This window comes from Methylosinus sp. KRF6 (genome assembly GCF_018887255.1).
GTDB classification, from domain to species: Bacteria; Pseudomonadota; Alphaproteobacteria; order Rhizobiales; family Beijerinckiaceae; genus Methylosinus; species Methylosinus sporium.
In genome coordinates this window covers 3,855,012-3,881,327 of record NZ_JAHLJF010000001.1, presented here as the reverse complement: position 1 = coordinate 3,881,327, position 26,316 = coordinate 3,855,012, and the positions used below count along the sequence as shown (strand labels likewise).

Sequence of the window (26,316 nt, the reverse complement as noted above, 5' to 3'; positions counted from 1 at the left end):
GTCGCGCGCGGCGCGCTCGGATCACACGCCTGAAGCGCAAATATGTGCGAACATTTCCAATCGACGGGAGATATGGGCCTTTGCTGGAATGATTACACGCCACTGAACTTGTTCGACTCCTCTGCGGCACGTAATCGTCGCTATCAGATTCAGTTGAGCAAGGAGATCTCATGTCGCGCTCTATTCGAGTGTCCTCGACAGCCGTGACGGCGGCTCTGCTGTCGCTCGCCTCCGCCTCGGCTCTGGCGCAGGAGGCTTTGCCCGTGATCGATATTTCGGCGCAGCCGGCCAGAGACGGCGATGGAAAATCGCGAAAGGCGATCGTCGGTCCTATGGGGCCGGCGCCCACAGAGGCGCAGAGCCTGAAGCAGATCACGCAGACGATCTCCGTCGTCGATCGGCAGCAGATCGAGCTCACCAACCCGACGGGTCTGATGGAGATACTCGCGCAGGCGCCGGGCGTCGCCATCGCCCGCGCCGGCGGAATCGGCGGACAAATCTATCTGCGCGGGTTCAGCTCCAACACCATGCGCTCGCCGCTCTATGTCGACGGCGATCGCCTGCATGGACGCAACACGCTGCAGCTGAATTATTTCGCGCCGGAGGAGATAGAGCAGGTCGAGGTGATCCGCGGGCCGGCCTCCGTGCTCTATGGCAGCGATGCGCTCACCGGCCTCGTGAATGTCGTCACCAGACGGACGTCGAGCAATGTCGAAGGGCCGTTCCAATTCCGACGCGGCGGCGCCTCCTTCGGCTATGGAAGCGCGGCGACCTCGCTCAATAGCTATGGATGGGTCGAGGGCGCCGGCGACGGATTCTCCGTGCGGGGCGGATTGGCGGGGCGCAAGGGGCTCTCTTACCAGACGCCGATGGGGGAAGCGCGCAACGGCGATTATCGGAGCATCGGCGGCAATTTCACGCTCGGCTATTCGCCGACTGCGGATCAGCATTTCGAGGCGAGCTTCCGCGGCTATGTCGAGACCGACGGGCGCGCCGGCGGCGTCGGCGGCGCGCCGGGATATCCGTTCCTCAATGTGCGGCAGAGCCCCAATGAGCTGCTGATGGGCCGTCTCTCTTATTCCGGCGATTTCGCCGGCGGCCTCATTTCCCATGTCGAAGCGTCCGCCTATGTGAACTATTTCGACACGCATCTCGCGACGATCAACACGAGCAGCGCGCGGCAGACGGTATTTTCGGACAGCCATGTGATCGGGCCGATCGTTTTCGGCGGACGCGTGCTCGCCGTCGCGCCCTGGTCGATCGACGGCCTGGGCTCGGTGGTCTCGAAATTCGGCGGCGACGCCTTCTACGAGCGGCGTCCCGGCAGTCTCGGAACTTCTGTCACCGCGACGCTGTCCAACGGCGTGGTGACGGCGCTGAAATATTCGCCGCTCACGCAATCCGTGCCGGAGTCGTTCCAGACGAATGGCGGCATTTTCATGCTGCACGAATGGACGCCCATCGAAGCGATCACCATTTCCGCCGGGGGGCGGCTCGATTACTTCAACACGCGCACGCGTCTGTCGCCGCTGGCCTCCTCCGCGCTGCTGCCCGCCTATATCGCCAATAGCGACACCGATCGGCTGGCGCCGACGGGCAGCATCGGCGCCGTGCTGCGCGTCACGCCCGCTCTCGACGTCGTCGGCAATGTCTCCACGGCCTTCCGCCACCCCACCAACTCCGAGCTGTTCAATTCGACGGCCACCTCATTGCCCAATCCCAATCTGCAGCCGGAGACCGGCGTGACCTACGAAGGCGGTCTTCGGCTCCATGTCGCGGAGGCGACGGCGAGCATCACGGGATTCCACAGCGTCTATCAAAACCTCCTGCAAACGCAGTCGGTGACATATATGGGCGCGTCCACCTACACGCAGAGCCAGAATGTCGGCCGCGCCGAGATCGACGGCGTGGAGCTCGAAGGACGCTGGCAAGCGACGCCGGAGCTCGGCTTCTTCGGTAATTTCACCGTGCTCGAAGGCACGAATACGACGACCGGGCGGCCCCTGCCTTATATCGCGCCGTTCCGCGCGCGCTTCGGCGCTCAGATCGCGCCGCCTGGAGCCGGCTATTCGCTGCAGGCGGTCCTCAACGCCGCCGCCGCCAAGACGCGCATCGACACGACGCAGGAATATAGGACGTCGGGCTATGTGACGCTGAATCTTTATTCGAGCGTCGATCTCGGCGTGCTGGTCTCGCCGCGGCTCGGCGACACGCGGCTCAGCATCGGCCTCGAGAACGTATTCGACACGGCTTATGTGGACGCTGCGACTTTCGCCAATGTCTCCTATGGCCGCAGCGTCACGAATCCTCTGCTCGAGCCCGGACGCAATTTCGTGATCAAGCTCACGCATGAATTCTAAAAAAGAGAGACCGACCGAACGAAAGAAGGCGGGTCGTCGGGCCCGCCTTCTTTTTTGACCTCGCTTTGTACCGAGTCGATCACAAAATTGCGCGCGCCGCCGCGTCATAGGCCTCTTCCGGAGGCAGGCTCATCAGGCGTTCGGCCATGTCTTGCTTCAGCCATTCGAGCCGCTCTCTTTCCTGCGGCGTCGCGGCGCCGCGGCGGGAGAGCGCGATGAATTCCGCGCGCACCACGCCCTCGCGCAATGTCACGTCGACGCTCGCATCGCGATAAGAGAAGCGGAAGAAGTAGCGGCCGCGCGGACTCTCGATGACGTCCGGGTCGCCGAGGTCGATATCCACCGTGTAGCGTCCGCCGGTGAAGGCGCGGGTCGTCATCTCGATCGCGTCGCGGCCGCCAGGACCCGGAAAGGCGGTGGCGATCGTCAGCTCGTAGCGCTCCGGCCGACCGTCGGCGCAGAGCAGCGGAAAGGCGCGCTGCATCGCCTTGAAGCCATGCGCCGCGCCGCCGATGAAGCTGCGCCCATGATATTTGAGAATATCCGTAAAGGAGATCGCGATCGGTTCGCCGTGATCGAGCACCGTCAGCGTATCATCGGTCATCGGTTCAGAACTCCTCTTTCAGCCAGGGCAGGAAGCCATCGAGAAAGCGCGTCGCCGCCGGCATGAAATGCGATCCGTGGTGATAGAAAGGATCGAGGCTCGTCGCCAGAATGCGCCCCTTCGTCGTCGCCGCATCGACGTAGAGAACAGAGCGTCCTTCGGCGTCGTCGATGAGCGAGCGCGCGCCTTCTGGCGGCGCGAAGACGCCGTGCAAATGCCAGGCGATATCGCTCGCGCCGATGCGCGCGAACAGCGGATGGGCAGGATCGGCGATCGACAGGCCGAGGCTCGCGCCGGGCTCGAGCCACCACCAATAATTGGTCGGAACGCTGGTGAAGCGGATCGATGGCAGCCACAAATGCTGATCGGTCTCGCCCATAGCCACGATCGCGCCGCCGGCGTCCAGATAGGCGTCGAGACGCGCGCGATGCGGCGCGAGCCGGCTCGCGGGCGTTCGACATGGCGCGAGAACGATGTCGAAGCGCGTCAGATCGACGACGCCGAGTTCCTCCGGCCGGGCGAGCGCGTCGAAGAGATGCGCATAGCGCGGCGCCTCCAGAGTTTCGCAGTGATAGGCCGCGCCCGGATGAATGGCGAGAATGCGATTCATGCCGTCGCTCCCGCGCACCAGGCGACGATGCGCTCGGCCAGCGCGGCATTGACGCTCGGCTCGTCGCAGACGGCCCAGAGATCATTGCCCGCGTGCATCAGAATCGCGCCGCCTGCGGGCCGCTCCCAGATCCAATCGATCGGCGCCGCCTGCGGGCCGACCCCGGTGAGCGGGCGGCCGCCGGGCGGGATCGGCGCGTGTCCGCGGCCGTAGAAGCCGGCGACGCCGCGCCGCGTCTCCAACCGCGCGCGGTCGAGGCCGTCGAAGACGAAATGATCGCCGAGCGCGACCAGCGCGAAATCGTCGCGGCGCCCGGCGCCGAGCGGAACGAAAGGCGAGAGCTCCGGCAGGAAGGGCCGCGCGAGATGACCCATGAAGGCCATTCGTCCGCCCCGATCGAAGAAAGTCTCGAGCGCCTCGGCGCGACGCGCGAACTCGATCTGGTCGAGATGCATCGTCGTGACGACGCTGCGCGCCGCCGAGAGGCGCGCGTCGTCGAGCTCCGTCTGCCGCACGCAGGCGAGCGCGCCCGAAGCGAGCGGCGCGTCGAAAGATTTGGGCGCCGGCCCGTCGCCGCTCAGCACGAGCAGAGTTTCGCCTCCGGCGTTGGTCATGGCGCGGCTCCAGCGAAGAGCGGTACGACGGTGTCGATGGGCGCGCTCCCGTCGAGGTCGAGCGTGACGCGCCGCACAGCCAGGCCATAGAGTCGAGTCAGATCGGTTTCGTTCAGCGTCGTCGTCGTCGGCCCGATCGCATGTTCCGACGCGCTCAGCATGAGCAGCGCCTCGTCGGACACGCTCAGCGCATGTTGCGGCAGATGCGTCGAGAACAATATGGCGTGGCGTCCCTGGCGCTTCACGTCTTTCAGCACACGGAGCAGGCGATCCTGATTGGCGAGATCGAGCGCCGAGGCGGGCTCGTCGAGGACGAGCGCGGGCGAGCCGGTGGCGAGCGCGCGGGCGAGCAGCACGATTTGCCGCTCGCCGCCGGAAAGGCGATCGAATGGCCGTTCGGCGAAATCGCGGGCGCCGACGAGCTCCAACGCCGCGTGTGCGGCGCGATAATCGGTGGCTCCAGGCGCGCCGAACAGGCCGAGGCCGAGCGCTCGGCCCATCACCACGACATCGAGCGCGCGATAGGGAATGTCGGCGCCGATCGACTGCGACACATAGCCGATGACGGGCGGCGCGATGCGGCGTCCCGCAGAAAGCGGAACGAGGCCTGCGAGCGCCTTGATGAGCGTGGTCTTGCCGCGTCCGTTCGGGCCGAGCACGGCGAGAATGCGGCCCGTCTCGAGCCGGAAGGAGACGTCGCTGAATATCCAGCGGGGGCCCCGCCGCACGCCGGCCTTGTCGAGGCCGATCATGCGCCGAGCTCCTTGTGGCGCGTCTGGCGGAGCAGGGCGGCGAAGGCTGGGGCGCCCATCAGCGCGGTGATGACGCCGAGCGGAATTTCCGCGGCGGTGACGCTGCGCGCCAGACTATCGACGAGGAGCAGATAGGCGGCGCCGAGCGCGGCCGAAACTGGCAGCAGGACGCGCTGATCCGCGCCGACCAGCAGACGCGCGGCGTGCGGCACGACGAGTCCGACCCAACCGACCACGCCGGCGACGGCGACGGCGGCACCCTCGATCAGCGCGACCGCGGCGAAGACGAGCCAGCGGTCACGCTCGACCGGCAGGCCGAGCGCGCGCGCTTCCTCCTCGCCGAGCGAGAGAACATCGATGCGAAAGCGCAGCAGCCACAGCGTCGCCATGCCGACGAGCACGCCGGGCGCTGCGACGCCGACGCGCGCCCAGGTCGCGGCCGAGAAGCTGCCCATCAGCCAGAAAATGATCGCCGGCAGCGAGCTGTTGGGGTCGGCGACGAATTGTAGCAGAGAGACCAATGCGGCGAATAGAGCGCCGATGACGACGCCGGTCAGCACCAGCATCACAATGTCGCTGCGTTCGTCGACGCGCGCGAGGCATCCGACCAGCAATAGCGCGAAGGCGCCGAAGCCGAACGCCGCGCCGATGAGCGCGAATCCGTCGAGGCCGAGCGAGATGGCGAGCGCGCCGCCGAAGGCCGCGCCCGGCGACACGCCGAGAATTTGCGGCGCGACGAGCGGATTGCGGAATACGCCCTGAAGCGCGGCGCCGCCGGCCGCGAGCCCCGCTCCGCAGAGCGCGGCGAGCAGCACGCGCGGCGCGCGCACGAGAAGAATGATGCGCTCGTCCATCACGCTCCAATCCGCGGATAGGGGCGCGACGCGAGACAGCAATATGGCGATGGCCTTCTGCGGCGCGATCTGGAAGCGTCCGACGCAGAGCGCGGTCAGCGCAGCCGCGAGAAGCAGCGTGAGGATGGCGAGCGCGCCGGCCCAGCGCGGAATCGCGCGTCTCTGTGGCGTCTCGTCGGTCGTGGTCGCGAGGCTCATCGCGTCGCGCTCGTGGCGAAGCGCTCGTAATGGCGCGCGTCGCCATTCGTGCGAATGCGCAATATCTCGTCCATGTCCGAGTCAGACGGCGAGAATCCGTAGAGCAGGCGATAGGCGCGCGCGATCTCGGCGCGCAAATCAAAGTGGAACGCCCCTGGATAAAGGATATCCGCGAGCCACATCCAGGTCAGCGGGCTCTCCTGGCTCGGCGGATCCCAGCGATAGCCGCCGATCGGCATTTTGTAGACGCGCCGCTCGCGCGCGGCGCGCGTCGCCGACAAGATCGCGTCGTCATAGATGCGCGCGGGCGCGAGCTGCTCCTCGAAGCTATTGAGCAGGATCACATCCGGATCCCATTGCGCGATCTGCTCCGCATTGACCGCGCCCGCGCCCACGAGCTCGGCCGCGGCGTTCACGCCGCCGACCAGGCGGATGCAGAAGTCGTTGTAGCTGTTCGCGCCGGCGGCCGCGAGACCGCTCGCGGCGCGCTGCAGAAAGACGACCTTCAGGCGTCTTCCGTCGCGGATGTCGCGCGCCGCCTTCTCTATATCGGCGATCGTCGCGTCTCGCCAGGCGATGAGCGCCTTCGCGCGCTCCGGCTTGCCGGCGATGTCGCCCATCAGCGTGAGATTGCCGCGCGCGAACGGCTCTGTCCCATAGCGCAGCAGCGCCGCCGTGAGGCCGGCGTTGCGCAAGGGACCGACGATGTCGTCGCCGCGATCGCCCCATTGCACCACGATGTCCGGGTCGAGCCGAGCGAGCGTCTCGACATTGGGCATGAATCCGTCGGAACCCGCTCCCGCGATCGATGCGTCGATCGCGCGCGCCTGCGGGAATATGCGTCCGAGCAGCCCTTCGTCGATCGCGCGCTTCGAGGCGGGATGCATTCCGACGAGCCGCTGCGCCGCGCCGTCCACGGCGATGAATGTGGAGGCGGAAGGCATTGGAATGGTGACGACGCGTTCGGCCGGACGGTCCAGACAGACCTGCCGCGCCGTGAGATCGTCGAAGCAGCTCGCCTGCGCGCGCAGAGGCGCGGCGCAGCCGATGAGCAGGGCCGCGACGCCGAGAAATTCCGCCCAAATCATGTTTGCCTCGCAAGCGCGCGCTTCTGGAGCTTTCGCGAGATCGCAGAGCGATCACCCGTTCCGTTCGCCAAGCTCATGGAGCCGGCGTTTCAAGTCAATAGAATCGCGCGGTCGTTGGAACTGTTGCAATATCGGCGGAGCGAAGGTCTCGGCGCGCTTCGAGGCGTTGCGCGATTGCAATGAGGTCGTCCATCAGTCGAGCTGTTTCGCCCGGCGATCTGTCGCCGGGCGAGGACGGCGCCGCGAGAGCGCCGTCTTCTTCACGCGACGGTCGTTGCTTCGCTAGACGAGCGCGGCCGCGAGAGTCGGCGCGCCGCCGCGCGGATCGCGACATAGAACACCGGAGTGAACAGCAGGCCGAAGAGCGTCACGCCCAACATCCCGAAAAAGACGGCGGTTCCGATCGCGTGGCGCAATTCTGCGCCGGCGCCCTTGGCCATCATGAGCGGCGCGACGCCGAGGATGAAGGCGAGAGACGTCATCAATATCGGTCGCAGCCGCAGGCGGCAGGCGCGAACCACCGCCTCGGTCGACGATAGGCCTTGCGCCTCGAGGTCCCGCGCGAACTCCACGATGAGAATGGCGTTCTTGGCGGCGAGACCGACGAGCACGATCAATCCCACTTGCGTGAAGACATTATTGTCCTGCCCCATCGACATCACGCCGATGATCGCGGACAGCAGGCACATAGGCACGATCAGAATAACGGAAAGCGGCAAGAGCCAGCTCTCATATTGAGCGGCGAGCACGAGGAAGACAAATATGACGCTGAGGACGAAGAGGCCGCCGCCGCCGGCGGCCAGTCGCTCCTGATAAGACAGCTCCGTCCAGGCGATCGTGTAGCCGCTCGGCAGCGTTCGCTCCGCGATGTCTTCGACGATCGACAAGGCGCTTCCCGAGCTTATCGTCGGCAGCGCCGCTCCGATCACTTCGGCGGTCGGATAGAGATTGTAGCGCGGAACGCGATCGGGAACGCTTCTGGCGCGAAAGCTCGCGATCGAGCCCAGCGGGACCATCGCGCCGGCGTCGCTTCTCACTTTCAGCGACCCGATCTGCTCTGGGTCGAGCCGGCTCGCGCCTTCCGCCTGGGCGATCACCTGATAGGTGCGCCCGGACAAATTGAAGTCATTGACATAGGCGCTGCCGAGATAGGCTTCCAGAGTGTCGTGGACGCGCGAGGTCGGGACGCCGAGCATCTCCGCCTTGGTCCTGTCGATATCGAGATAGAACTCCGGCGCGGACGCTCGGAACGGCGAAAAAGCGAATTGAATTCGCGGATCGGCTTTGAGCGCCGCCACCAGATCGAGCGTGACGGCGGCGAGACGCGCCGAGCCGCGGCTGTCCATGTCTTGAACGCGCAGAGAGAAGCCGCCCGACGATCCGATGCCTCGGATCGTCGCAGGCGAGATGATCGTGATTTGCGCTCCGGTGATGTCGGCGTAACGCTTCTCGAGCTCCGCCCTGACGGCCGCCGCGGATTTCGATCCGTCATAGCGCTTGTCGAACGCCTCGAGCTGAACGAACACGACGCCGGCGCTCGAGCTCTGGGTTCCCGTCGCGACGGAACGGCCGGGGAACATATGCGCCCATCCGACTCCCGGAATGCCGCGCGCGCGCGCGCCCATCTCGCGCACGATCGCATCGGTGCGCTGCAGGGAGGAGCCGGCGGGAAGCTCGGCTATGGCGATCAGATAGCCCTGGTCGGCGACGGGCACGAAGCCGCGGGGGACGATCGAAAATATGAAGACCGCCGCCGCGACCAGAGCGCCATAGAGAATCAGCATCATCGTCATGCGTTCGATGACGCGCCGAATGATCGCCGAATAGCTTTCGGAGAGCGCGTCGAAGAAGCGATTGAATCCGTCGACGATCGGCGTCGTCACTCTCGCGAGAAGCGTTTCCGGCCGATGGACGGTGTCGTGACGCCGGAGGAAAAGACCAGAGAGCGCAGGGCTGAGCGTGAGGGAGTTGAAGGCCGAAATGACGGTCGCGACGGCGATGACGACGGCGAATTGGCGAAAGAACTGCCCGGTTATTCCGTCGAGGAACATGGTCGGAACGAAGACCGAGACGAGCACGAGCGCGATCGAGATCAGCGCGCCGCCGACCTCGTCCATCGTCTTGCGCGCCGCTTCTCTCGCCGAAAGCCCGTCGCGCAGATAACGCTCGACATTTTCGACGACGACGATGGCGTCGTCGACCACTATGCCGACGGCGAGCACGAGCGCGAACAGCGTCAATGTGTTTATCGTGTAGCCGAGGGCCGCCATGACCGCGAAAGTTCCGATCAGCGACACCGGTATCGCCAGCAGCGGAATGATCGTGGAGCGGGCGCTCTGAAGGAACAGCAGCACGACGAGGACGACGAGGACGATGGCCTCGAAGATCGTATGCTGGAGCGCTTCGATCGACGTTCGGACGAAGAATTCGGTCGGATTATAGGTCATCATATAATCGACGCCGGACGGCATCGTGGCGCCGAGCCGCCGCATCGTGCTCTGCACATCCTGCGAGGCTTCGAGCGCATTGGTTCCCGGCCGCTGGTAGACGAGCATCGCCGTCGCCGCCGTGTCGTTGATATAGGCGTTGGTTCCATATTCGCGGGCGCCGAGCTCGGCTCGTCCAATGTCCTTCACGCGCACGATGCGCCCGTCGACGCCGCGCTTGACGATCATCTGCTCGAAGGCCGTCGGCTCCTTGAAGCGTCCCTGCACGGAGATCGAAGGCTGAAAGGCCCGGTCGCCCGGAATAGGGGGCTGCGCCAGAGCGCCGCTCGCCACCTGGGCGTTCTGAGAACGCAACGCTTCGACGACATCGCCGACCGACAGTCCGAGCTCGGCGATTTTGTCGGGGTCGAGCCAGATGCGCATCGCATATTCGCGCTCGGCGAGGATTTCGGCGCTGCCGACGCCCGGAAGCCGGCGAAGCACGGGGACGACCTGCTGCGCCGCATAATTCGACAGATAGAGGGCGTCGCGGCTGCGATCCGGCGAGATCATCTGCACGACGAGCAGGAAGTCGGGCGCATTCTTGTTCACGCTCACGCCGATCCGGCGCACGACGTCCGGCAAGCGCGGCTCGGCGAGCGCGATGCGATTTTGAACCAGCACTTGCGCCTTGTCGAGATTCGCGCCGGTTCGAAAGGTGACGGTGAGGCTGAAACGGCCGTCCCTGGTCGATTGCGACTGCATGTAGATCATGTCGTCGACGCCATTCACCTCTTGCTCGATCGGCGTCGCGACGGTCTCGGCGATGGTTTGCGCGCTGGCGCCCGGATATTGCGCCGTCACCGTCACGGTCGGCGGAATCACCTCGGGATATTGCGAGATCGGCAATCGGCTCGCCGAAACGCCGCCGATGATCAGCAGAGCGATCGACAAGGCGATCGCGAAGACGGGACGATCGATGAAAAAGCGCCCGAGATTCATTGTGAGAGAGTCCTCCCGCCTGCGTCGGCTCGTTTCGAGACGGCCGATGGCGCTGCTTCGAGAATTGCGACGGCTTGCCCCGCCCGTATGTTCTGCGAGCCCGAGGTCACGACGAGATCGTCTGGGCCGACTCCGCTTCGCACGACGCGCAGACCATCGACGATCGGTCCGAGCGTGACCGTCCTCCGCTCCGCATTTCCGCGGTCCACGACGAATACGACATGCGACGCTTGATCGACGGAGATCGCCTCGTCCGGGATCATCACCGCGCGATGCGCGCCGGTTCCTGCGATCTCGATTCTGGCGAAAAGGCCCGGAACGAGAGAGAGATCCTTATTATCGACGATGGCGCGCAGCCGGATCGTGGCGCTGTCGCGATCGATCTGGTTGGAGACGAAATCCAGCTCTCCCGAACGGGTGAAGTCCGCATCTCCCGACAGCGCGATGCGCACCGAATTTCGAGCGTCGCGCAGGCTCGGCCGTCCGCCGTCCGATCCTCCATGCATGTATCGCAGATAGGCCTCCTGATCGACGTCGAATGTGATGCGGATCGGATCGAGAGAGACGATATCGGTGAGAAGCGTCGCATTCGAATCGCCGCCATTGACGAGGTTTCCGACACTGACGGCATGAGCGTCGATGCGACCGGCGACGGGCGCCCGGACATTGGTGAATTCGAGATCGAGCTTGGCGCGATCCAGAGCGGCTCCTGCGGCCGCGAGACGCGCCTCGGCCTGTCGAAGAGCGGCCAGCCGCTGCTCGTAGACTTCTTCGGCGACCCCGATTTTTCGCAAGGATTGCGCGCGCGAGAGCTCCTGACGCGCGAGCGCGACCGCCGATTCCGCGACTCTGCGTTCCGCCTCCGCGGCGGACACGGCCAATTCGAAGGGACGGCGATCGATCGTGAACAGCAGGTCTCCTTCTTTCACCAGCTGGCCGTCGGTGAAATGAATATCGGTCAGATAGCCGCTCACGCGCGCGCGCAGCTGCACGCTCTCCACTGCGCTGAATCTCCCGGTGTATCGGTCCCATTCGACGATCGTCTTGACGGTCGGCTTGGACGCCGTCACGCGCGGCTTGGGCGCTTCTGTCGTCTGTGTGGGTCTCGCGCCGCCGAGACCGAATGCGTAGAGCGCGAGAGCCGTCGCGCCGAGAATTGTCACGGCCAATCGAGGCCGTCCGAGAAAAAGCTTCATTCGCATAGGCGCTTCTTCAATGTGAGGCGTCGGCCCCGAGGGCGTCGGCCGGACCGAACCGAACGCGCACAAGGTAACGGCTTTGTTTTCTGTTGGTTATGACAAAAATCGGCATGGGGTTATGAGCATGGCTCATCAATCTTCGGCTGAGCCGCTGCGCGCGAAGGTCATGCGATAGAAGACGTCAGAGAAAATCTTTCCATCGGCGGCGACGACGCTTTCATCGCTTTTCGTCTTCGCGGGGAGAAGAAGCGCCTCGATCCGCGCGTCCGGCATGGGCGATGAGCGGGAAACGCGAACGCTCACGCCCGTCCAGAGACCGCCGCCCCGGCGAGCAGCCGCAGGCGGAAGCTCGCCGCATCGAACCCCGCCTCGCCGTCGGCCGTCTCGATCAGCGGCTCCGCGGCGGCGGCCCGAAGCAGATCGGGGTGGGCGAGATCGACGCCGAGGTCGCCGGGGCTGGTCCAGCCGCGGAGCGCGCCGAGGCTCTGCAGCCGCAGCAGAGCGGTGACGCGCAAATCTATGGCGACGGCGACGATATCGGCCGTGTCGGACAGGCCGCGGCGTTCGAGCAGCTCGAACAGGCGGGCGGAGCGCGAGCCCGAGGCCGAGCCCTCCTCCGCCGGCGGCGCGCGCAGCATGTCGACGACCTCGCCGAGGAGATCGGCCGAGATCAAAATGCGATTCACCTTGTCCAAATAGTCCGACATCCCTTCCCTCGCGCGGGCGCTCGCGAATATAGACCAAGGCGTCGCGACCGGATACGGCTTCGATGGCCCGCGCCCTTTCCGGGCCGGCGCGAAAAAGAGTATTCTGCCGCCCTTCCATCGCCAGCGGAGCCGTCGCGTGGTCTTTTCCGATCCACAGAGCCTTTCGGGCAAGCGCATTCTGCTCGTCGTTGGCGGCGGCGTCGCCGCCTATAAGGCGCTCGATCTGGTGCGCCGACTGCGCGAGCGCGGCGCCGCGGTGCGCGCGGTCCTCACCGCGGCGGCGGCGCGCTTCGTCACGCCGCTCTCCTTCGCCAGCCTCACCGGCGAGCGCGTCTATGAGGACCTCTTCTCGCTCACCGATGAACAGGAGATGGGCCATATAAGGCTCTCGCGCGAGGTCGATCTCGTCGTCGTCGCGCCGGCGACGGCGCATCTTCTGGCGCGCATGGCGCAGGGGCTCGCCGATGATCTGGCGACGACGCTCCTGCTCGCCACGGATAAGCGGACGCTGGTCGCGCCGGCGATGAATCTGCGCATGTGGTTGCATCCGGCGACGCAGCGCAATGTCGCGATCTTGCGCGGCGACGGCGCGCTGTTCGTCGGTCCCGACGAGGGCGAGATGGCCTGCGGCGAATATGGCCCCGGCCGCATGGCGGAGCCGCTCGCCATTGTCGCCGCGATAGAGGCGGCGCTGCGGGTGGACACGCGCTTGCCGCTTCCCGGCGCTGCGCCGGGGCCGCTCGCCGGACGTCATGTGCTCGTCACCTCCGGGCCGACGCGCGAGCCGATCGATCCGGCGCGTTTTCTCTCCAACCGCTCCTCCGGCAAGCAGGGCCACGCCATCGCCGCGGCGGCGGCGCGCGCCGGCGCGCGCGTCACTCTGGTGAGCGGCCCGGTCGAGATCGCCGATCCGCAGGGCGTCGCCACGCGCCATGTCGAGACGGCGCAGCAAATGCTGGCGGCGGTGGAGGCGGCGTTGCCGGCCGATATTTTCATCGGCGCCGCCGCGGTCGCCGATTGGCGCGTCGAACCCTCCGCCGACAAAATCAAGAAAAGCGCCTCGGGCGCGCCGCCGACGCTCGCGCTGCGCGAGAATCCTGACATTCTCGCGCGCGTCGCGCAAAGGGGCGCGGGGCGGCCGGCGCTGGTCGTCGGCTTTGCGGCGGAGACGCGCGACGTGCTCGCCCATGCGCAAGAAAAGCTAGCGCGCAAAGGTTGCGATCTCATCGTCGCCAATGACGTCGGCGCCGGGGTTTTCGGCGCGGACAGCAATGAGGTTCATCTCGTCACGCGCACGGGCGTGCAATCTTGGCCGCGGCTCGGCAAGGACGAGGTCGCGGCGCGGCTCGTCGCGTATATTTGCGAAAGCCTCGCGGCCGGGGGAACGCCATGAACACCGTGACCAAGATCGTCGTCCGCCGCCTTCCGCATGGCGAGGGCCTTCCCCTCCCGGCTCACGCCAGCGAAGGCGCGGCCGGACTCGATCTCTGCGCCGCGCTCGCGCCGGGCGGCAAGCTCGTGCTCGAGCCGGGCGCGCGCGATCTGGTGCCGACGGGCCTCACCATCGCTCTGCCGCCCGGTTTCGAGGCGCAAGTGCGGCCGCGCTCCGGCCTGGCGCTGGAATTCGGCGTCGGCGTGCTCAATGCGCCCGGCACCATCGATTGCGATTATCGCGGCGAGGTGAAGGTTCTGCTGGTGAATTTCGGCGCGCATCCGTTCGAGATTTCGCGCGGAATGCGCATCGCTCAGCTCGTGGTCGCGCGCTATGAGCGCGTCGAGCTGGTCGAGAGCGCCGAGGCGCTGGCGGAGACCGCGCGCGGGGAGGGTGGCTTCGGCTCGACCGGAACGGACGCGGTCGGGGGTGGGGCCGAATGAGCCTATTGCCGCGTCCCGCGCGTCTCGCCGTGCTGGCGGCGCTCGACATCGCTCTGCATTCGCGGTCGCGGCCGGTGTCGTCGCGGGCGCTGGCGGCGCGTCACGATCTGCCGCCGCGCCATCTCGAGAGCATGTTGCAAGCCATGGTGCGCGCCGGCATTCTGAAGAGCGTACGCGGCCCGGCCGGCGGCTATGAGCTCGCCCGCGAGCGCCGCCGCCTCTATGTCGGCGAGATCGTGCGCGTGGCTCTGCGCGCGGAGGAGGGCGCGCTGGACGGGGAGGAGCCGCGTCTGCTGACGCTCGCGGTCGATCCCGTCTTCGCGGAGGCGGAACGGCAGGCGCTGGCCAAGCTGGACACGATCACGCTGGACGAGCTGCACGGGCAGGCGGTCGCCGCGGGTCTCGGCGAAATCGAGGCGAATGAAGGCGACTTCGAAATTTGACGAGCGCATAGTAGGGACCGCGCTGCGTTCGAGACAGACAGGAGGCCGGCCTTGGATTACGAGACGATCGAGATCGAGCGCCATGGACGCGTCGCTCTGCTGCGGCTGAACCGGCCGCGCGCGCTCAACGCGCTGAATGCGAAGCTGATCGGCGAGATCGCCGACGCTCTGACGCATTTCGAGGCGGACGCCGAGATCGGCTGCGTCGTGCTGACCGGCTCGGCCGAGGCCTTCGCCGCCGGCGCCGACATAAAGGAGCTGCGCGACAAGACTGTCGCCGAAGCCTATCTCGACGATTTCCTGGCGCGCTGGGACGGCGTGGCGCGCGCCCGCAAGCCCGTCATCGCCGCCGTCGCCGGCTATGCGCTCGGCGGCGGCTGCGAGCTCGCCATGATGTGCGACTTCATCCTGGCCGCCGATACGGCGAAATTCGGCCAGCCCGAGATCAAGCTCGGCGTCATTCCCGGCTCCGGCGGCACCCAGCGGCTGGTGCGCTCCATCGGCAAATCCAAGGCGATGGAGCTCGTTCTCACCGGCCGGCTGATGGGCGCGGAGGAGGCCGAACGCTGCGGCCTCGTCGCCCGAATCGCGCCTGCGGACAAGCTTCTGGAAGAGGCGCTGAAGAGCGCGCAGAAGATCGCCGCTCTGTCGCTGCCGGCGGTGCTGATGGCCAAGGAGGCGGTCGAGCGCGCCTATGAGACGCCCTTGTCGGAGGGCGTGCGTTTCGAGCGGAGAATGTTCTATTCCCTGTTCGCGACCCATGATCAGAAAGAGGGCATGACGGCCTTCATCGAGAAGCGCTCGCCCAAATTCGAGCATCGCTGAACGCTCGTTCCGACCGGCCATTGACGAAGCGCGGCCGGCCCGCGTATAAGGCGCGCGAACTGGCCGCGATTTCGCGGCCGCTTTGCTTTTTTGGGCGGCGACCCCGCCCTTCGCCTCGACCGTCGAAGGAACACAGATGGCCAACACAAGCTCGGCCAAGAAGGCCGTCCGCAAGATCGCCCGGCGCACGGCCGTCAACCGCGCGCGTCGCAGCCAGCTGCGCACGCAGGTGCGCAAGGTCGAGGAGGCGATCGCGAGCGGCGACGCCGCGACGGCGGCCGCCGTGCTCAAGAGCGTCGCGCCGGTCGTGATGCGCGCCGCGCAGCATGGCGTCATTCACAAGAATACCGCATCGCGGAAAGTGTCCCGCCTGACGGCGCGCGTGAAGGCGCTTTCGGCCTGATCTTTTCTTAACCAGACAGCACGTTTCGAAAGCCCGGCTCCGCCGGGCTTTTTTGCGTTCTGCGTAATTGTTCGACGATCGCAGAAACCGATTCCGCTAGTCTGCGTAGTGTGAGATTTTTTTTCACACGCTTTTCTTGTGCGCAGCGTATTTTGTTTAAAAACAGTTAATTGCGTTAAAGGCTCGTTGCGCCGTCAGCGCTCCCCGGGCTTGACACGGTCTCTTTGCCGCGGCGCGCGCCGCGCTCATGCGCGGAACGCTCTTTCGCGCATCGCCGGGCCATTAATTTTTCTGAGCGGCGAATCATGCCTTTATCCAGGCGAAACGCGAGACTGCGGCTGCGATGCGGCGTCGATCCGCGCATTCTGCGGCTCGACCATCGTTGCGCGCGCAAAAGCGGGCGTGTAGGTTCCGAACGTGACGTGGCGCTGAGGTCCGGCGTCGCTTGGATGGGTGAGTGAACGCATGTAGGCCCACAGGTGACACCTTCTCTGCGATAGACTTCCCGACGCACTCGGGGAATGCGTCGACCACGCTACGAATGCATCGGCTCAAATTCCCGCTGGGTGCGTTTCTGTCCGCGTATCTTCAGATCCGATTATCAGGACCGCGACGAGCATTCGCTCATCGCGGATGTAGGGGTGATGTGATGGCTTTTGGGCGGCGAGCCGACACGAGAACGAGCGACGACTCGGCGCAGCGGCATGATGCGCGAGGCCGCGGTCGAAAGGATGGATGCAATCCACTCGACCTCGGCGAATGTTCCGCGGGTCCTCCGATCAGGCTGTAAGCGTCCCCTAAGCGTCGATCGCGCATATCGATCAATACCGACCGCTCTATCCGTTTCACTCTGACGACGCTGTCGAGGCGGCGCGCCTCGACTCGTCTTCTGCGCGAAAGAAAGCCATGTCCGATAATAATGATGACCAGTCGAATTCCAGCGAGCTATCGACCGAGAACCGGCAAAAATGGGAGCGCGTGCGCGGGCGGTTGCGCGCCGAGCTCGGCGAGGCGGTCTATAATTCGTGGTTTGCGCGGCTGGAGCTCGAAAGCTTGAAGGACGGCGCCGCGCTGCTGACCGTGCCGACGAAATTCTTGAAGAGCTGGATTCAGTCTCATTATGCGGATCGCATCCGCACGCGGCTGTGCGCGGAGTTTTCGTCGCTCGACCATGTGGTCATCGACGTGCGCTCGCCGACGCGCCGCGCTCGCCCGCGTGATGCGGAAATCGCCTCCGGCGCAGCCGTCGAGAAGACGCCGCCGGCGCCGGCTGCGGCCATTGTCGAACGCCTCGAGCCTCAGGCCGCCAAGGCGCCGATGCGCGCCGTCGCGCGCGCCGACGGCGAGTCCTTCGGCGGCTCCCCGCTCGATCGCCGTCTGTCGTTCTCGACCTTTCTGGTCGGCCCTTCGAACCAGCTCGCTTACGCCGCCGCCTGTCGCGTCGCCGACGCCCGTCCCGGCGAGCATCCGCTGTTCAACCCGCTCTACACTCACGCCGCCGTCGGACTCGGCAAGACGCATCTGCTGCAGGCGGTGGCGCGCTCGGCCAATGACAATAAGCGCCGCGTGCTCTATCTCACCGCCGAGAAGTTCATGAGCGGCTTCGTCTCCGCGTTGACGCAGCATTCGTCGATCGCCTTCAAGGAGAAGCTGCGCAACATCGACGTGCTGATCATCGACGATGTGCAATTTCTGCAAGGCAAATCGATTCAGCAGGAGTTCTGCCACACGCTGAACTCGCTCATCGACGCCGGCAAGCAGGTCGTCGTCGCCGCTGATCGTCCGCCCTCCGATCTCGAGACTCTCGACGAGCGCGTGCTGTCGCGCTTCAAGGGCGGCCTTTGCGTCGACATCGGCCCGCTCGACGAAGAATTGCGCATGAAGATATTGGAGGCGCGCATCGCCGCCGCGCAGGAGGCGCAGCCGAGCTTCCATGTGCCGCCGGCGGTCGTCACCTATATCGCCAAGACGATCGTCACCAATGGTCGCGATCTCGAAGGCGCGGTCAATCGCCTGCTCGCCCATTCGACACTGAACGGCGCGCCGCTCTGCGTCGAGACGGCGGAGAACGCCATTCGCGATCTCGTGCGCAGCGCCGAGCCCAAGCGCGTCAAGATCGACGACATTCAAAAGCTCGTCGCCAGCCACTACAATATCTCGCGCGCCGATATTCTCTCCTCGCGCCGCACCGCCAATGTCGTGCGTCCGCGGCAGATCGCCATGTATCTGTCCAAGGTGCTGACGCTGCGCTCGCTGCCCGAGATCGGCCGGCGCTTCGGCGGGCGCGATCATACGACCGTGCTGCACGCGGTGCGCAAGGTCGAGGATCTCGCCTCCAAGGACAAGAGCCTGTCCGAGGTCATCGAGCTCTTGAAGCGAATGCTCGCCGAATGACTTATGACCGAGCGACATGGGCATGGCCGCGCGTTCAGCGCGGCCGCCACATGCGCGCATCGGGCGCGATCGGATAGGCGGCGTCCCAATCCGCGAGCTTGCGCTCATAGAGCGCCGCATAATCGGCGTCGCCGAGCAGCTCTATTTTCTCGAGGTCGAGATCGAGCCCGATCTCGTGATAAATATCGAGATTGCGCAGATCCGGACGCGGCAGCTCGCCGCGCTCGTAATCGCTCCACATATCGCGATAGAGAGTCTCCAGCTCGCCGACGAGGCGCGGCGTGTCGAACAGCAGCGACGTTTCGCGGACCTTCGCCAGACGATCTCGGACCCCGGCGAGCTTGCGCCCGTCCTTGCCGAGCTCGATGGCGAGCGCGACATAACCCTCCGCCGAGACGCAGGCGAGCTCGCCGACGCCCGCCGCGCGCACCAGGCTGGCGCAGACGCGCGAGGCGAAGCTGCGGCCGGCGAAGGTGACGATCGGCACGCCCATCCACAACGCATCCGCCGCCGTCGTATGGGCGCCATAGGGGAAATTGTCGAGGAAGAGATCGGCGAGCGGATAGCGCGCCAAATGGTGCGGATTGGCCATTTTATCGGCGAAAATGACCCGCTCCGGCGCGACGCCGCGCGCTTTCGCCTCTTCGCGCACGCGCGCGTTGGTCTGCTCCGCGCCGGTGAGCAGCCACAGCACGCTACCCGGAACCGCCGTCAATATGCGCGCCCAGCGATCGAAGGTTAGCGCGGTGAGCTTCTGCATTCCATTGAGCGAGCAATAGACGAAGGCGTTCTCCGGCAATCCCGCCTCGGCGCGCGTCGGCCGGTTCGGCGCGACGACGCGCTTGCGGTCATTGGGCTGATAGCAGGGCAGCCGCACCACCTTCTCGGAATAATAGATTTCCGATTCGTCCGGGATGATCACCGGATCGGCGATGATGTAGTGATGATAGGGACTGCCCATCGTGCCGGGGAAGCCGAACCAGTTGACGATGATCGGCGCCGGGCGCAACGAGAACACCTTGGTGCGCGCATCCTTGGTGTAGCCGTTGAGATCGACGAGAATATCGATCTCGTCCTCGGCGATCTTCGCCGCGGCGGTTTCGTCGTCCATTCCATTGATGTCGGTCCAGCGATCGACGGCGGCGACGATGCGCTCGCGCGTCGGATCATTGCGCGCAATGCCGCAATAATAAGCGTAGATCTCGAAATGCGCGCGATCATGGGATTCGAGCACATCAGTCATCGCGAAGCCGACGGCGTGCTCGCGCAGATCGGATGAGACATAGCCGATGCGCAGCCGGTCCTTGCCGCGTCTTTTCTCGACCGGGAGCAGCCGGCGCTTCGGCCGGCCGATGGCGCGCTTCTCGTAATGATGCGCCTTGGCGAGTTGGAACATCGGATCGTCGCAATGATTGGCGAGGGACAGCGACGATATGCCATTGGCGAGATCTGCGCGGGTCACGCGCTCGGAGGGCTGCACAACCGGCCATTTGCACTGGCGCTGGCGCAGCGCAATCCAATGCTGGACCACTTCCTCCCGCTCGGGATCGATCTCGAGAATCTGCCGCAGCGCATCTTCCGCGGCCTCGTCCTTATTGAGGCTCTCGAGCACGCGCGCCGTCTGCTGCAGCGCGCTCAGCTTATGCGCGACCGACTCGCCATTGACGGCCGCGGCGCGCTCGACCAGCGCCATCCATTGCGCGACCGCCGCGCCCACCTGGCCCGAATCTTCGAGCAGCCGGCCGAGATTGATATAGGGCGGCTGGAAATCCGGCTGGATGCGAATCGCTTCACGCAGCGCATTGATCGCGCCGGAGCGGTCGCCCGCGTCGGCCAGCGCGGTCGCATAGTTGAAATAGGCCGCATAGATGACGGGATCGTCGACGTTGAAGGCGATCCAATGCTTGTAGAGCTCGACCGCCCGCCGATCGAGCCCCGCCGCTTTGAGCTGCGCGGCGGCGGTGAACAGATCGGCGATGCTCAGTTTGCGCGAGAGGGATTTTTCGACCGCATTTTTGAACAGTGCGAGGGCGGACTCCGATTCGTTCGGCTGGGCAGGCATGTCGACGTCCATTCGAGAGGGCGGCGCCCGAGCGATTTCGCCCGAAACGCCGTTGCGGACGCGTGACGAAGGTCACCGCGTCTCGCGCCTCCCGCCGTCAGCCGACGAGAGACACGAGCGCGATAGCTTGAGCCACGGACATTGCCTGAATCTGGGTTGTCGTGAAGGCGTTGCCCTGGGTCGTGGTGAGAGCGGAGATATCCGTCGTCGTCAGGCCGGCGATGGCCGACGTCGTCAGCGATGGAATACCGGTCGTCGCGTTCAGCGCAGTGAAATTCGTCGTGCTGAGCGCGGCGAGCTGCGTCCTGGTGAGGCCGGCGGCCTGAGCGCTGCTCAGAGCGTCGATCTCGGTGGTGGTCAGCGAATTGATCGCGCTCGCCGACACCGCGCCGATCTGGGCCGCGGTCAGCGCCCCGATCTGGGTAGAGGTGAGATTGCCGACCGCCGTCGCGTCGAGGCCTGCGATCTGCGATGTCGCGAAATCGCCGGCGTCGATGGCGTCGAGATAGCTCGCCGAGAGATTATCCAATTGCGTTGCGGTGAGGCCGCGCACCTGGGTCGAGATCAGGTCGGCGACCTGGGTGGTGGAGAGATTGGAGAGCGCCGTCGTGCTCAGGCGGCCGAGCTGCGTTGCGGTGAGGCCGGCGAGCTGGGTCGTGTTCCAGGACTGGACGTCGGTCGAGGCGAGCGCTCCGAAGCCGGTTGCCGAGAGGGCGCCGATCTGCGCCGAGGTGAGATTGGCGATCTGGGTGGTGGAGAGATCGCCGACCGTGGTCGCGCCGAAGGCGGCGATCTGCGAGGTGGAGAAGTCTCCGGCGTCGATGGCGTCGAGATAGGCGGCGGAGAGGCCGCCGATCTGCGTTGCGGTGAGGCCGCGCACCTGGGTCGAGGTGAGACCAGTGACCTGGGTGGTGGAGAGATTGGAGAGCGCGGTCGTGGTCAGCCGGCCGAGCTGCGTTGCGGTGAGGCCGGCGAGCTGGGTCGTGTTCCAGGACTGGACGTCGGTCGAGGCGAGCGCGCCGAAGCCGGTGGCCGAGAGGGCGCCGATCTGCGCCGAGGTGAGATTGGCGATTTGCGTGGTGGAGAGATCGCCGACCGTGGTCGCGCCGAAGGCTGCGATCTGCGAGGTGGAGAAGTCTCCCGCGTCGATGGCGTCGAGATAGGCGGCGGAGAGGCCGCCGATCTGCGTGGCGGTGAGGCCGCGCACCTGGGTCGAGGTGAGATCGGCGACCTGGGTGGTGGAGAGATTGCTGAGCGCCGTCGTCGTCAGGCGGCCGAGCTGCGTTGCGGTGAGGCCGGCGAGCTGGGTCGTGTTCCAGGACTGGACGTCGGTGGAGGCGAGCGCTCCGAAGCCGGTTGCCGAGAGGGCGCCGATCTGCGCCGAGGTGAGATTGGCGATCTGGGTGGTGGAGAGATCGCCGACCGTGGTCGCGCCGAAGGCGGCGATCTGCGAGGTGGAGAAGTCTCCCGCGTCGATGGCGTCGAGATAGGCGGCGGAGAGGCCGCCGATCTGCGTGGCGGTGAGGCCGCGCACCTGGGTCGAGGTGAGACCAGTGACCTGGGTGGTGGAGAGATTGGAGAGCGCGGTCGTGGTCAGCCGGCCGAGCTGCGTTGCGGTGAGGCCGGCGAGCTGGGTCGTGTTCCAGGACTGGACGTCGGTCGAGGCGAGCGCGCCGAAGCCGGTGGCCGAGAGGGCGCCGATCTGCGCCGAGGTGAGATTGGCGATTTGCGTGGTGGAGAGATCGCCGACCGTGGTCGCGCCGAAGGCGGCGATCTGCGAGGTGGAGAAGTCTCCGGCGTCGATGGCGTCGAGATAGGCGGCGGAGAGGCCGCCGATCTGCGTTGCGGTGAGGCCGCGCACCTGGGTCGAGGTCAGGTCGGCGACCTGGGTGGTGGAGAGATTGCCGAGCGCGGTCGTGGTCAGGCGGCCGAGCTGCGTTGCGGTGAGGCCGGCGAGCTGGGTCGTGTTCCAGGACTGGACGTCGGTCGAAGCGAGCGCTCCGAAGCCGGTTGCCGAGAGGGCGCCGATCTGCGCCGAGGTGAGATTGGCGATTTGCGTGGTGGAGAGATCGCCGACCGTGGTCGCGCCGAAGGCGGCGATCTGCGAGGTGGAGAAGTCTCCGGCGTCGATGGCGTCGAGATAGGCGGCGGAGAGGCCGCCGATCTGCGTTGCGGTGAGGCCGCGCACCTGGGTCGAGGTGAGACCAGTGACCTGGGTGGTGGAGAGATTGCCGAGCGCCGTCGTGGTCAGGCGGCCGAGCTGAGTGGCGGTGAGGCCGGCGAGCTGGGTCGTGTTCCAGGACTGGACGTCGGTCGAAGCGAGCGCTCCGAAGCCGGTTGCCGAGAGGGCGCCGATCTGCGCCGAGGTGAGATTGGCGATCTGCGTGGTGGAGAGATCGCCGACCGTGGTCGCGCCGAAGGCGGCGATCTGCGAGGTGGAGAAGTCTCCCGCGTCGATGGCGTCGAGATAGGCGGCGGAGAGACCGCCGATCTGCGTGGCGGTGAGGCCGCGCACCTGGGTCGAGGTGAGACCAGTGACCTGGGTGGTGGAGAGATTGGAGAGCGCGGTCGTGGTCAGCCGGCCGAGCTGCGTTGCGGTGAGGCCGGCGAGCTGGGTCGTGTTCCAGGACTGGACGTCGGTCGAAGCGAGCGCTCCGAAGCCGGTTGCCGAGAGGGCGCCGATCTGCGCCGAGGTGAGATTGGCGATTTGCGTGGTGGAGAGATCGCCGACCGTGGTCGCGCCGAAGGCGGCGATCTGCGAGGTGGAGAAGTCTCCCGCGTCGATGGCGTCGAGATAGGCGGCGGAGAGGCCGCCGATCTGCGTGGCGGTGAGGCCGCGGACCTGGGTCGATGTGAGGTCGGCGACCTGGGTGGTGGAGAGATTGCCGAGCGCGGTCGTCGTCAGGCGGCCGAGCTGAGTGGCGGTGAGGCCGGCGAGCTGGGTCGTGTTCCAGGACTGGACGTCGGTGGAGGCGAGCGCGCCGAAGCCGGTTGCCGAGAGGGCGCCGATCTGCGCCGAGGTGAGATTGGCGATCTGCGTGGTGGAGAGATCGCCGACCGTGGTCGCGCCGAAGGCGGCGATCTGCGAGGTGGAGAAGTCTCCGGCGTCGATGGCGTCGAGATAGGCGGCGGAGAGACCGCCGATCTGCGTGGCGGTGAGGCCGCGCACCTGGGTCGAGGTCAGGTCGGCGACCTGTGTGGTGGAGAGATTGCCGAGCGCGGTCGTGGTCAGCCGGCCGAGCTGCGTGGCGGTGAGGCCGGCGAGCTGTGTGGTGTTCCAGGACTGGACGTCGGTCGAGGCGAGCGCGCCGAAGCCGGTGGCCGAGAGGGCGCCGATCTGCGTCGAGGTGAGATTGGCGATCTGGGTGGTGGAGAGATCGCCGACCGTGGTCGCGCCGAAGGCTGCGATCTGCGAGGTGGAGAAGTCTCCCGCGTCGATGGCGTCGAGATAGGCGGCGGAGAGGCCGCCGATCTGCGTTGCGGTGAGGCCGCGCACCTGGGTCGAGGTCAGGTCGGCGACCTGGGTGGTGGAGAGATTGCCGAGGGCGGTCGTGGTCAGGCGGCCGAGCTGAGTGGCGGTGAGGCCGGCGAGCTGGGTCGTGTTCCAGGACTGGACGTCGGTCGAAGCGAGCGCTCCGAAGCCGGTTGCCGAGAGGGCGCCGATCTGCGCCGAGGTGAGATTGGCGATCTGCGTGGTGGAGAGATCGCCGACCGTGGTCGCGCCGAAGGCGGCGATCTGCGAGGTGGAGAAGTCTCCGGCGTCGATGGCGTCGAGATAGGCGGCGGAGAGGCCGCCGATCTGCGTTGCGGTGAGGCCGCGCACCTGGGTCGAGGTGAGATCGGCGACCTGGGTGGTGGAGAGATTGCCGAGGGCGGTCGTGGTCAGCCGGCCGAGCTGCGTGGCGGTGAGGCCGGCGAGCTGGGTCGTGTTCCAGGACTGGACGTCGGTGGAGGCGAGCGCTCCGAAGCCGGTTGCCGAGAGGGCGCCGATCTGCGCCGAGGTGAGATTGGCGATTTGCGTGGTGGAGAGATCGCCGACCGTGGTCGCGCCGAAGGCGGCGATCTGCGAGGTGGAGAAGTCTCCCGCGTCGATGGCGTCGAGATAGGCGGCGGAGAGGCCGCCGATCTGCGTGGCGGTGAGGCCGCGGACCTGGGTCGATGTGAGGTCGGCGACCTGGGTGGTGGAGAGATTGCCGAGCGCGGTCGTCGTCAGGCGGCCGAGCTGCGTTGCGGTGAGGCCGGCGAGCTGGGTCGTGTTCCAGGACTGGACGTCGGTCGAAGCGAGCGCGCCGAAGCCGGTTGCCGAGAGGGCGCCGATCTGCGCCGAGGTGAGATTGGCGATCTGCGTGGTGGAGAGATCGCCGACCGTGGTCGCGCCGAAGGCGGCGATCTGCGAGGTGGAGAAGTCTCCGGCGTCGATGGCGTCGAGATAGGCGGCGGAGAGGCCGCCGATCTGCGTGGCGGTGAGGCCGCGCACCTGGGTCGAGGTGAGATCGGCGACCTGGGTGGTGGAGAGATTGCCGAGCGCGGTCGTGGTCAGGCGGCCGAGCTGCGTTGCGGTGAGGCCGGCGAGCTGGGTCGTGTTCCAGGACTGGACGTCGGTCGAAGCGAGCGCGCCGAAGCCGGTTGCCGAGAGGGCGCCGATCTGCGCCGAGGTGAGATTGGCGATCTGCGTGGTGGAGAGATCGCCGACCGTGGTCGCGCCGAAGGCGGCGATCTGCGAGGTGGAGAAGTCTCCGGCGTCGATGGCGTCGAGATAGGCGGCGGAGAGACCGCCGATCTGCGTGGCGGTGAGGCCGCGCACCTGGGTCGAGGTCAGGTCGGCGACCTGTGTGGTGGAGAGATTGCCGAGCGCGGTCGTGGTCAGCCGGCCGAGCTGCGTGGCGGTGAGGCCGGCGAGCTGTGTGGTGTTCCAGGCCTGGACTTCAGTCGAGGCAAGGCTGCCGAATGCGGTGGCGGAGAGGGCGCCGATCTGCGTGGCGGTGAGGCCTTCCGCCTGAGTGGTGGAGAGATTGCCGGCGGCGGTGGCGTCGAGGCCGGCGATCTGGGAGGTGGTCAGATTGGCGAGATTGATCGCGATCAGATCATCGGTGCTGAGCGCATTGAGCTGGGAAGTGGTGAGACCGCGCACCTGCGTCTGGCTGAACGAGGAGATCTGCGTCGTCGACAGATTGCTGATCGCGGTCGTGGTGAGCCTGCCGATCTGCGTGGAGGTGAGCGCGCCGAGCTGGGTGGCGTCCCAGCCCTCCAGCTCTGTGGAGGTGAGGGCGCCGATTTGCGACGCGGTGAGCGCCGCGACCTGGGTGGCGGTGAATTCGTCGGCCTGTGTGGTCGTCAGATTGCCGATCTGCGTGAGCGAGAGGCCGGCGATGGCGTTGGCCGAAAGCGCCGCGATCTGCGTCTGCGCGAAATATTGGAGATCGGTCGAGTTGAGGACGTTGAGCTGCGTCGATGTCAGCGCCGCCGTCTGCGTGGTGCTGAGCGCGGCGATGTCTGTCGTCGTCAGATTGGAGATGATGGTGGTGGTGAGCCCGGCAACCTGAGTCGCGGTGAGGGAGGTCAAGATCGAGGTCATCGGGCGCTCCGCTTCCAATGAAGCTGTTTACGAAGAAACGAAAGGGACGGCGTTACGGTTCTCGGCCCGAGCGCAGGGGCTCGTTCCGCATTGGGCGTGAGCGCGAGATGCAGCGGGACGCGCGAGTGATCGCTCCGGCGCGAAAGCGCCGCCGGCTGAATCTGTCGTCACATGGGTTCGGAAAACACCGTCGCGCCTGGCCGTGCCTCCGGCGGATCCTCATGAGCCGAATGAGCTCGAGGGTCCGAATGCCGGGCCGGCGGCGGACAGATCATCTGTCCTGTTCGGCGCGAATGCGAGGCCGTCTTGGATCGGAGGCTTCGCG

The 26,316-nt window shown here is 66.3% G+C and carries 18 protein-coding genes; 7 read left to right on the top strand and 11 right to left on the bottom strand.

The window, feature by feature from the left end:
* The first annotated feature begins 170 nt into the window (after positions 1–170).
* Positions 171–2,360, top strand: coding sequence for a TonB-dependent receptor (locus KP010_RS18430; protein WP_142863685.1), 2,190 nt, complete (start codon positions 171–173; stop codon positions 2,358–2,360).
* A gap of 79 nt (positions 2,361–2,439) precedes the next feature.
* Here KP010_RS18430 and KP010_RS18425 read toward each other — a convergent pair whose 3' ends face one another.
* The 9 genes from KP010_RS18425 to KP010_RS18385 all read right to left on the bottom strand — a co-directional run bounded on the left by KP010_RS18425 (position 2,440) and on the right by KP010_RS18385 (position 12,414).
* A complete protein-coding gene (locus KP010_RS18425) occupies positions 2,440–2,964 on the bottom strand; it encodes a hypothetical protein (RefSeq protein ID WP_142863684.1) in 525 nt (174 codons plus the stop codon).
* A gap of 4 nt (positions 2,965–2,968) precedes the next feature.
* Complete coding sequence (locus tag KP010_RS18420; RefSeq protein ID WP_142863683.1) at positions 2,969–3,574, bottom strand: hypothetical protein; 606 nt, start codon at positions 3,572–3,574, stop codon at positions 2,969–2,971.
* Entirely contained in the window at positions 3,571–4,188 is a 618-nt protein-coding gene (locus KP010_RS18415; protein ID WP_142863682.1) for a hypothetical protein, read from the bottom strand. The genes KP010_RS18420 and KP010_RS18415 overlap by 4 nt, the downstream gene beginning before the upstream one ends.
* Positions 4,185–4,940: an ABC transporter ATP-binding protein gene (locus KP010_RS18410; protein WP_142863681.1), complete on the bottom strand. Its 756-nt coding sequence runs from the start codon at positions 4,938–4,940 to the stop codon at positions 4,185–4,187. Before KP010_RS18410 ends, KP010_RS18415 begins: the two co-directional genes overlap by 4 nt.
* A complete protein-coding gene (locus KP010_RS18405) occupies positions 4,937–5,992 on the bottom strand; it encodes an iron ABC transporter permease (RefSeq protein ID WP_142863680.1) in 1,056 nt (351 codons plus the stop codon). The genes KP010_RS18410 and KP010_RS18405 overlap by 4 nt, the downstream gene beginning before the upstream one ends.
* On the bottom strand, positions 5,989–7,080 hold the full coding sequence (locus tag KP010_RS18400) for an ABC transporter substrate-binding protein (protein ID WP_142863679.1): 1,092 nt from the start codon (positions 7,078–7,080) through the stop codon (positions 5,989–5,991). The genes KP010_RS18405 and KP010_RS18400 overlap by 4 nt, the downstream gene beginning before the upstream one ends.
* 260 nt (positions 7,081–7,340) lie before the next feature.
* Positions 7,341–10,508 (bottom strand): efflux RND transporter permease subunit, encoded by a 3,168-nt coding sequence (locus KP010_RS18395; RefSeq protein ID WP_142863678.1) that lies wholly within the window; start codon positions 10,506–10,508, stop codon positions 7,341–7,343.
* The gene (locus KP010_RS18390; protein ID WP_246659924.1) at positions 10,505–11,671 is read right to left on the bottom strand and encodes an efflux RND transporter periplasmic adaptor subunit; all 1,167 of its coding nucleotides are present in this window, start codon (positions 11,669–11,671) and stop codon (positions 10,505–10,507) included. Before KP010_RS18390 ends, KP010_RS18395 begins: the two co-directional genes overlap by 4 nt.
* A gap of 335 nt (positions 11,672–12,006) precedes the next feature.
* Positions 12,007–12,414, bottom strand: a complete 408-nt coding sequence (locus tag KP010_RS18385) for a hypothetical protein (RefSeq protein ID WP_142863676.1) — start codon at positions 12,412–12,414, stop codon at positions 12,007–12,009.
* Positions 12,415–12,550: 136 nt separating this feature from the next.
* Here KP010_RS18385 and coaBC point away from each other — a divergent pair, with 136 nt between their 5' ends.
* The 6 genes from coaBC to dnaA all read left to right on the top strand — a co-directional run bounded on the left by coaBC (position 12,551) and on the right by dnaA (position 18,354).
* Positions 12,551–13,807, top strand: coding sequence for a bifunctional phosphopantothenoylcysteine decarboxylase/phosphopantothenate--cysteine ligase CoaBC (coaBC, locus tag KP010_RS18380; RefSeq protein ID WP_142863675.1), 1,257 nt, complete (start codon positions 12,551–12,553; stop codon positions 13,805–13,807).
* On the top strand, positions 13,804–14,289 hold the full coding sequence (gene dut, locus KP010_RS18375; protein ID WP_142863674.1) for a dUTP diphosphatase: 486 nt from the start codon (positions 13,804–13,806) through the stop codon (positions 14,287–14,289). The genes coaBC and dut overlap by 4 nt, the downstream gene beginning before the upstream one ends.
* Positions 14,286–14,732, top strand: coding sequence for an Rrf2 family transcriptional regulator (locus KP010_RS18370; protein WP_142863673.1), 447 nt, complete (start codon positions 14,286–14,288; stop codon positions 14,730–14,732). Before dut ends, KP010_RS18370 begins: the two co-directional genes overlap by 4 nt.
* Before the next feature lie 51 nt (positions 14,733–14,783).
* The gene (locus tag KP010_RS18365; protein ID WP_142863672.1) at positions 14,784–15,557 is read left to right on the top strand and encodes an enoyl-CoA hydratase; all 774 of its coding nucleotides are present in this window, start codon (positions 14,784–14,786) and stop codon (positions 15,555–15,557) included.
* A 136-nt stretch (positions 15,558–15,693) separates the two neighbouring features.
* Positions 15,694–15,960 carry a 30S ribosomal protein S20 gene (gene rpsT / locus KP010_RS18360; protein ID WP_108918235.1) on the top strand — a complete coding sequence of 89 codons (267 nt, stop codon included), beginning with the start codon at positions 15,694–15,696 and terminating at the stop codon, positions 15,958–15,960.
* 906 nt (positions 15,961–16,866) lie between these two features.
* The gene (dnaA, locus tag KP010_RS18355) at positions 16,867–18,354 is read left to right on the top strand and encodes a chromosomal replication initiator protein DnaA (protein ID WP_142863671.1); all 1,488 of its coding nucleotides are present in this window, start codon (positions 16,867–16,869) and stop codon (positions 18,352–18,354) included.
* 34 nt (positions 18,355–18,388) lie between these two features.
* On the opposite strand, the gene KP010_RS18350 is transcribed toward dnaA, so the two are convergent.
* On the bottom strand, positions 18,389–20,416 hold the full coding sequence (locus tag KP010_RS18350) for a glycosyl transferase (RefSeq protein WP_216281285.1): 2,028 nt from the start codon (positions 20,414–20,416) through the stop codon (positions 18,389–18,391).
* A 97-nt stretch (positions 20,417–20,513) separates the two neighbouring features.
* Positions 20,514–25,991, bottom strand: coding sequence for a hypothetical protein (locus KP010_RS18345; RefSeq protein WP_216281283.1), 5,478 nt, complete (start codon positions 25,989–25,991; stop codon positions 20,514–20,516).
* Between the last annotated feature and the right edge of the window lie 325 nt (positions 25,992–26,316).

Excerpts from the sequence above, each read along its gene's own strand:
- KP010_RS18430 (WP_142863685.1), top strand. The coding sequence starts at position 171 with ATGTCGCGCTCTATTCGAGTGTCCTCGACAGCCGTGACGGCGGCTCTG.
- KP010_RS18425 (WP_142863684.1), bottom strand. The coding sequence starts at position 2,964 with ATGACCGATGATACGCTGACGGTGCTCGATCACGGCGAACCGATCGCG.
- KP010_RS18420 (WP_142863683.1), bottom strand. The coding sequence starts at position 3,574 with ATGAATCGCATTCTCGCCATTCATCCGGGCGCGGCCTATCACTGCGAA.
- KP010_RS18415 (WP_142863682.1), bottom strand. The coding sequence starts at position 4,188 with ATGACCAACGCCGGAGGCGAAACTCTGCTCGTGCTGAGCGGCGACGGG.
- KP010_RS18410 (WP_142863681.1), bottom strand. The coding sequence starts at position 4,940 with ATGATCGGCCTCGACAAGGCCGGCGTGCGGCGGGGCCCCCGCTGGATA.
- KP010_RS18405 (WP_142863680.1), bottom strand. The coding sequence starts at position 5,992 with ATGAGCCTCGCGACCACGACCGACGAGACGCCACAGAGACGCGCGATT.
- KP010_RS18400 (WP_142863679.1), bottom strand. The coding sequence starts at position 7,080 with ATGATTTGGGCGGAATTTCTCGGCGTCGCGGCCCTGCTCATCGGCTGC.
- KP010_RS18395 (WP_142863678.1), bottom strand. The coding sequence starts at position 10,508 with ATGAATCTCGGGCGCTTTTTCATCGATCGTCCCGTCTTCGCGATCGCC.
- KP010_RS18385 (WP_142863676.1), bottom strand. The coding sequence starts at position 12,414 with ATGTCGGACTATTTGGACAAGGTGAATCGCATTTTGATCTCGGCCGAT.
- dut (WP_142863674.1), top strand. The coding sequence starts at position 13,804 with ATGAACACCGTGACCAAGATCGTCGTCCGCCGCCTTCCGCATGGCGAG.
- KP010_RS18370 (WP_142863673.1), top strand. The coding sequence starts at position 14,286 with ATGAGCCTATTGCCGCGTCCCGCGCGTCTCGCCGTGCTGGCGGCGCTC.
- rpsT (WP_108918235.1), top strand. The coding sequence starts at position 15,694 with ATGGCCAACACAAGCTCGGCCAAGAAGGCCGTCCGCAAGATCGCCCGG.
- dnaA (WP_142863671.1), top strand. The coding sequence starts at position 16,867 with ATGTCCGATAATAATGATGACCAGTCGAATTCCAGCGAGCTATCGACC.
- KP010_RS18350 (WP_216281285.1), bottom strand. The coding sequence starts at position 20,416 with ATGCCTGCCCAGCCGAACGAATCGGAGTCCGCCCTCGCACTGTTCAAA.
- KP010_RS18345 (WP_216281283.1), bottom strand. The coding sequence starts at position 25,991 with ATGACCTCGATCTTGACCTCCCTCACCGCGACTCAGGTTGCCGGGCTC.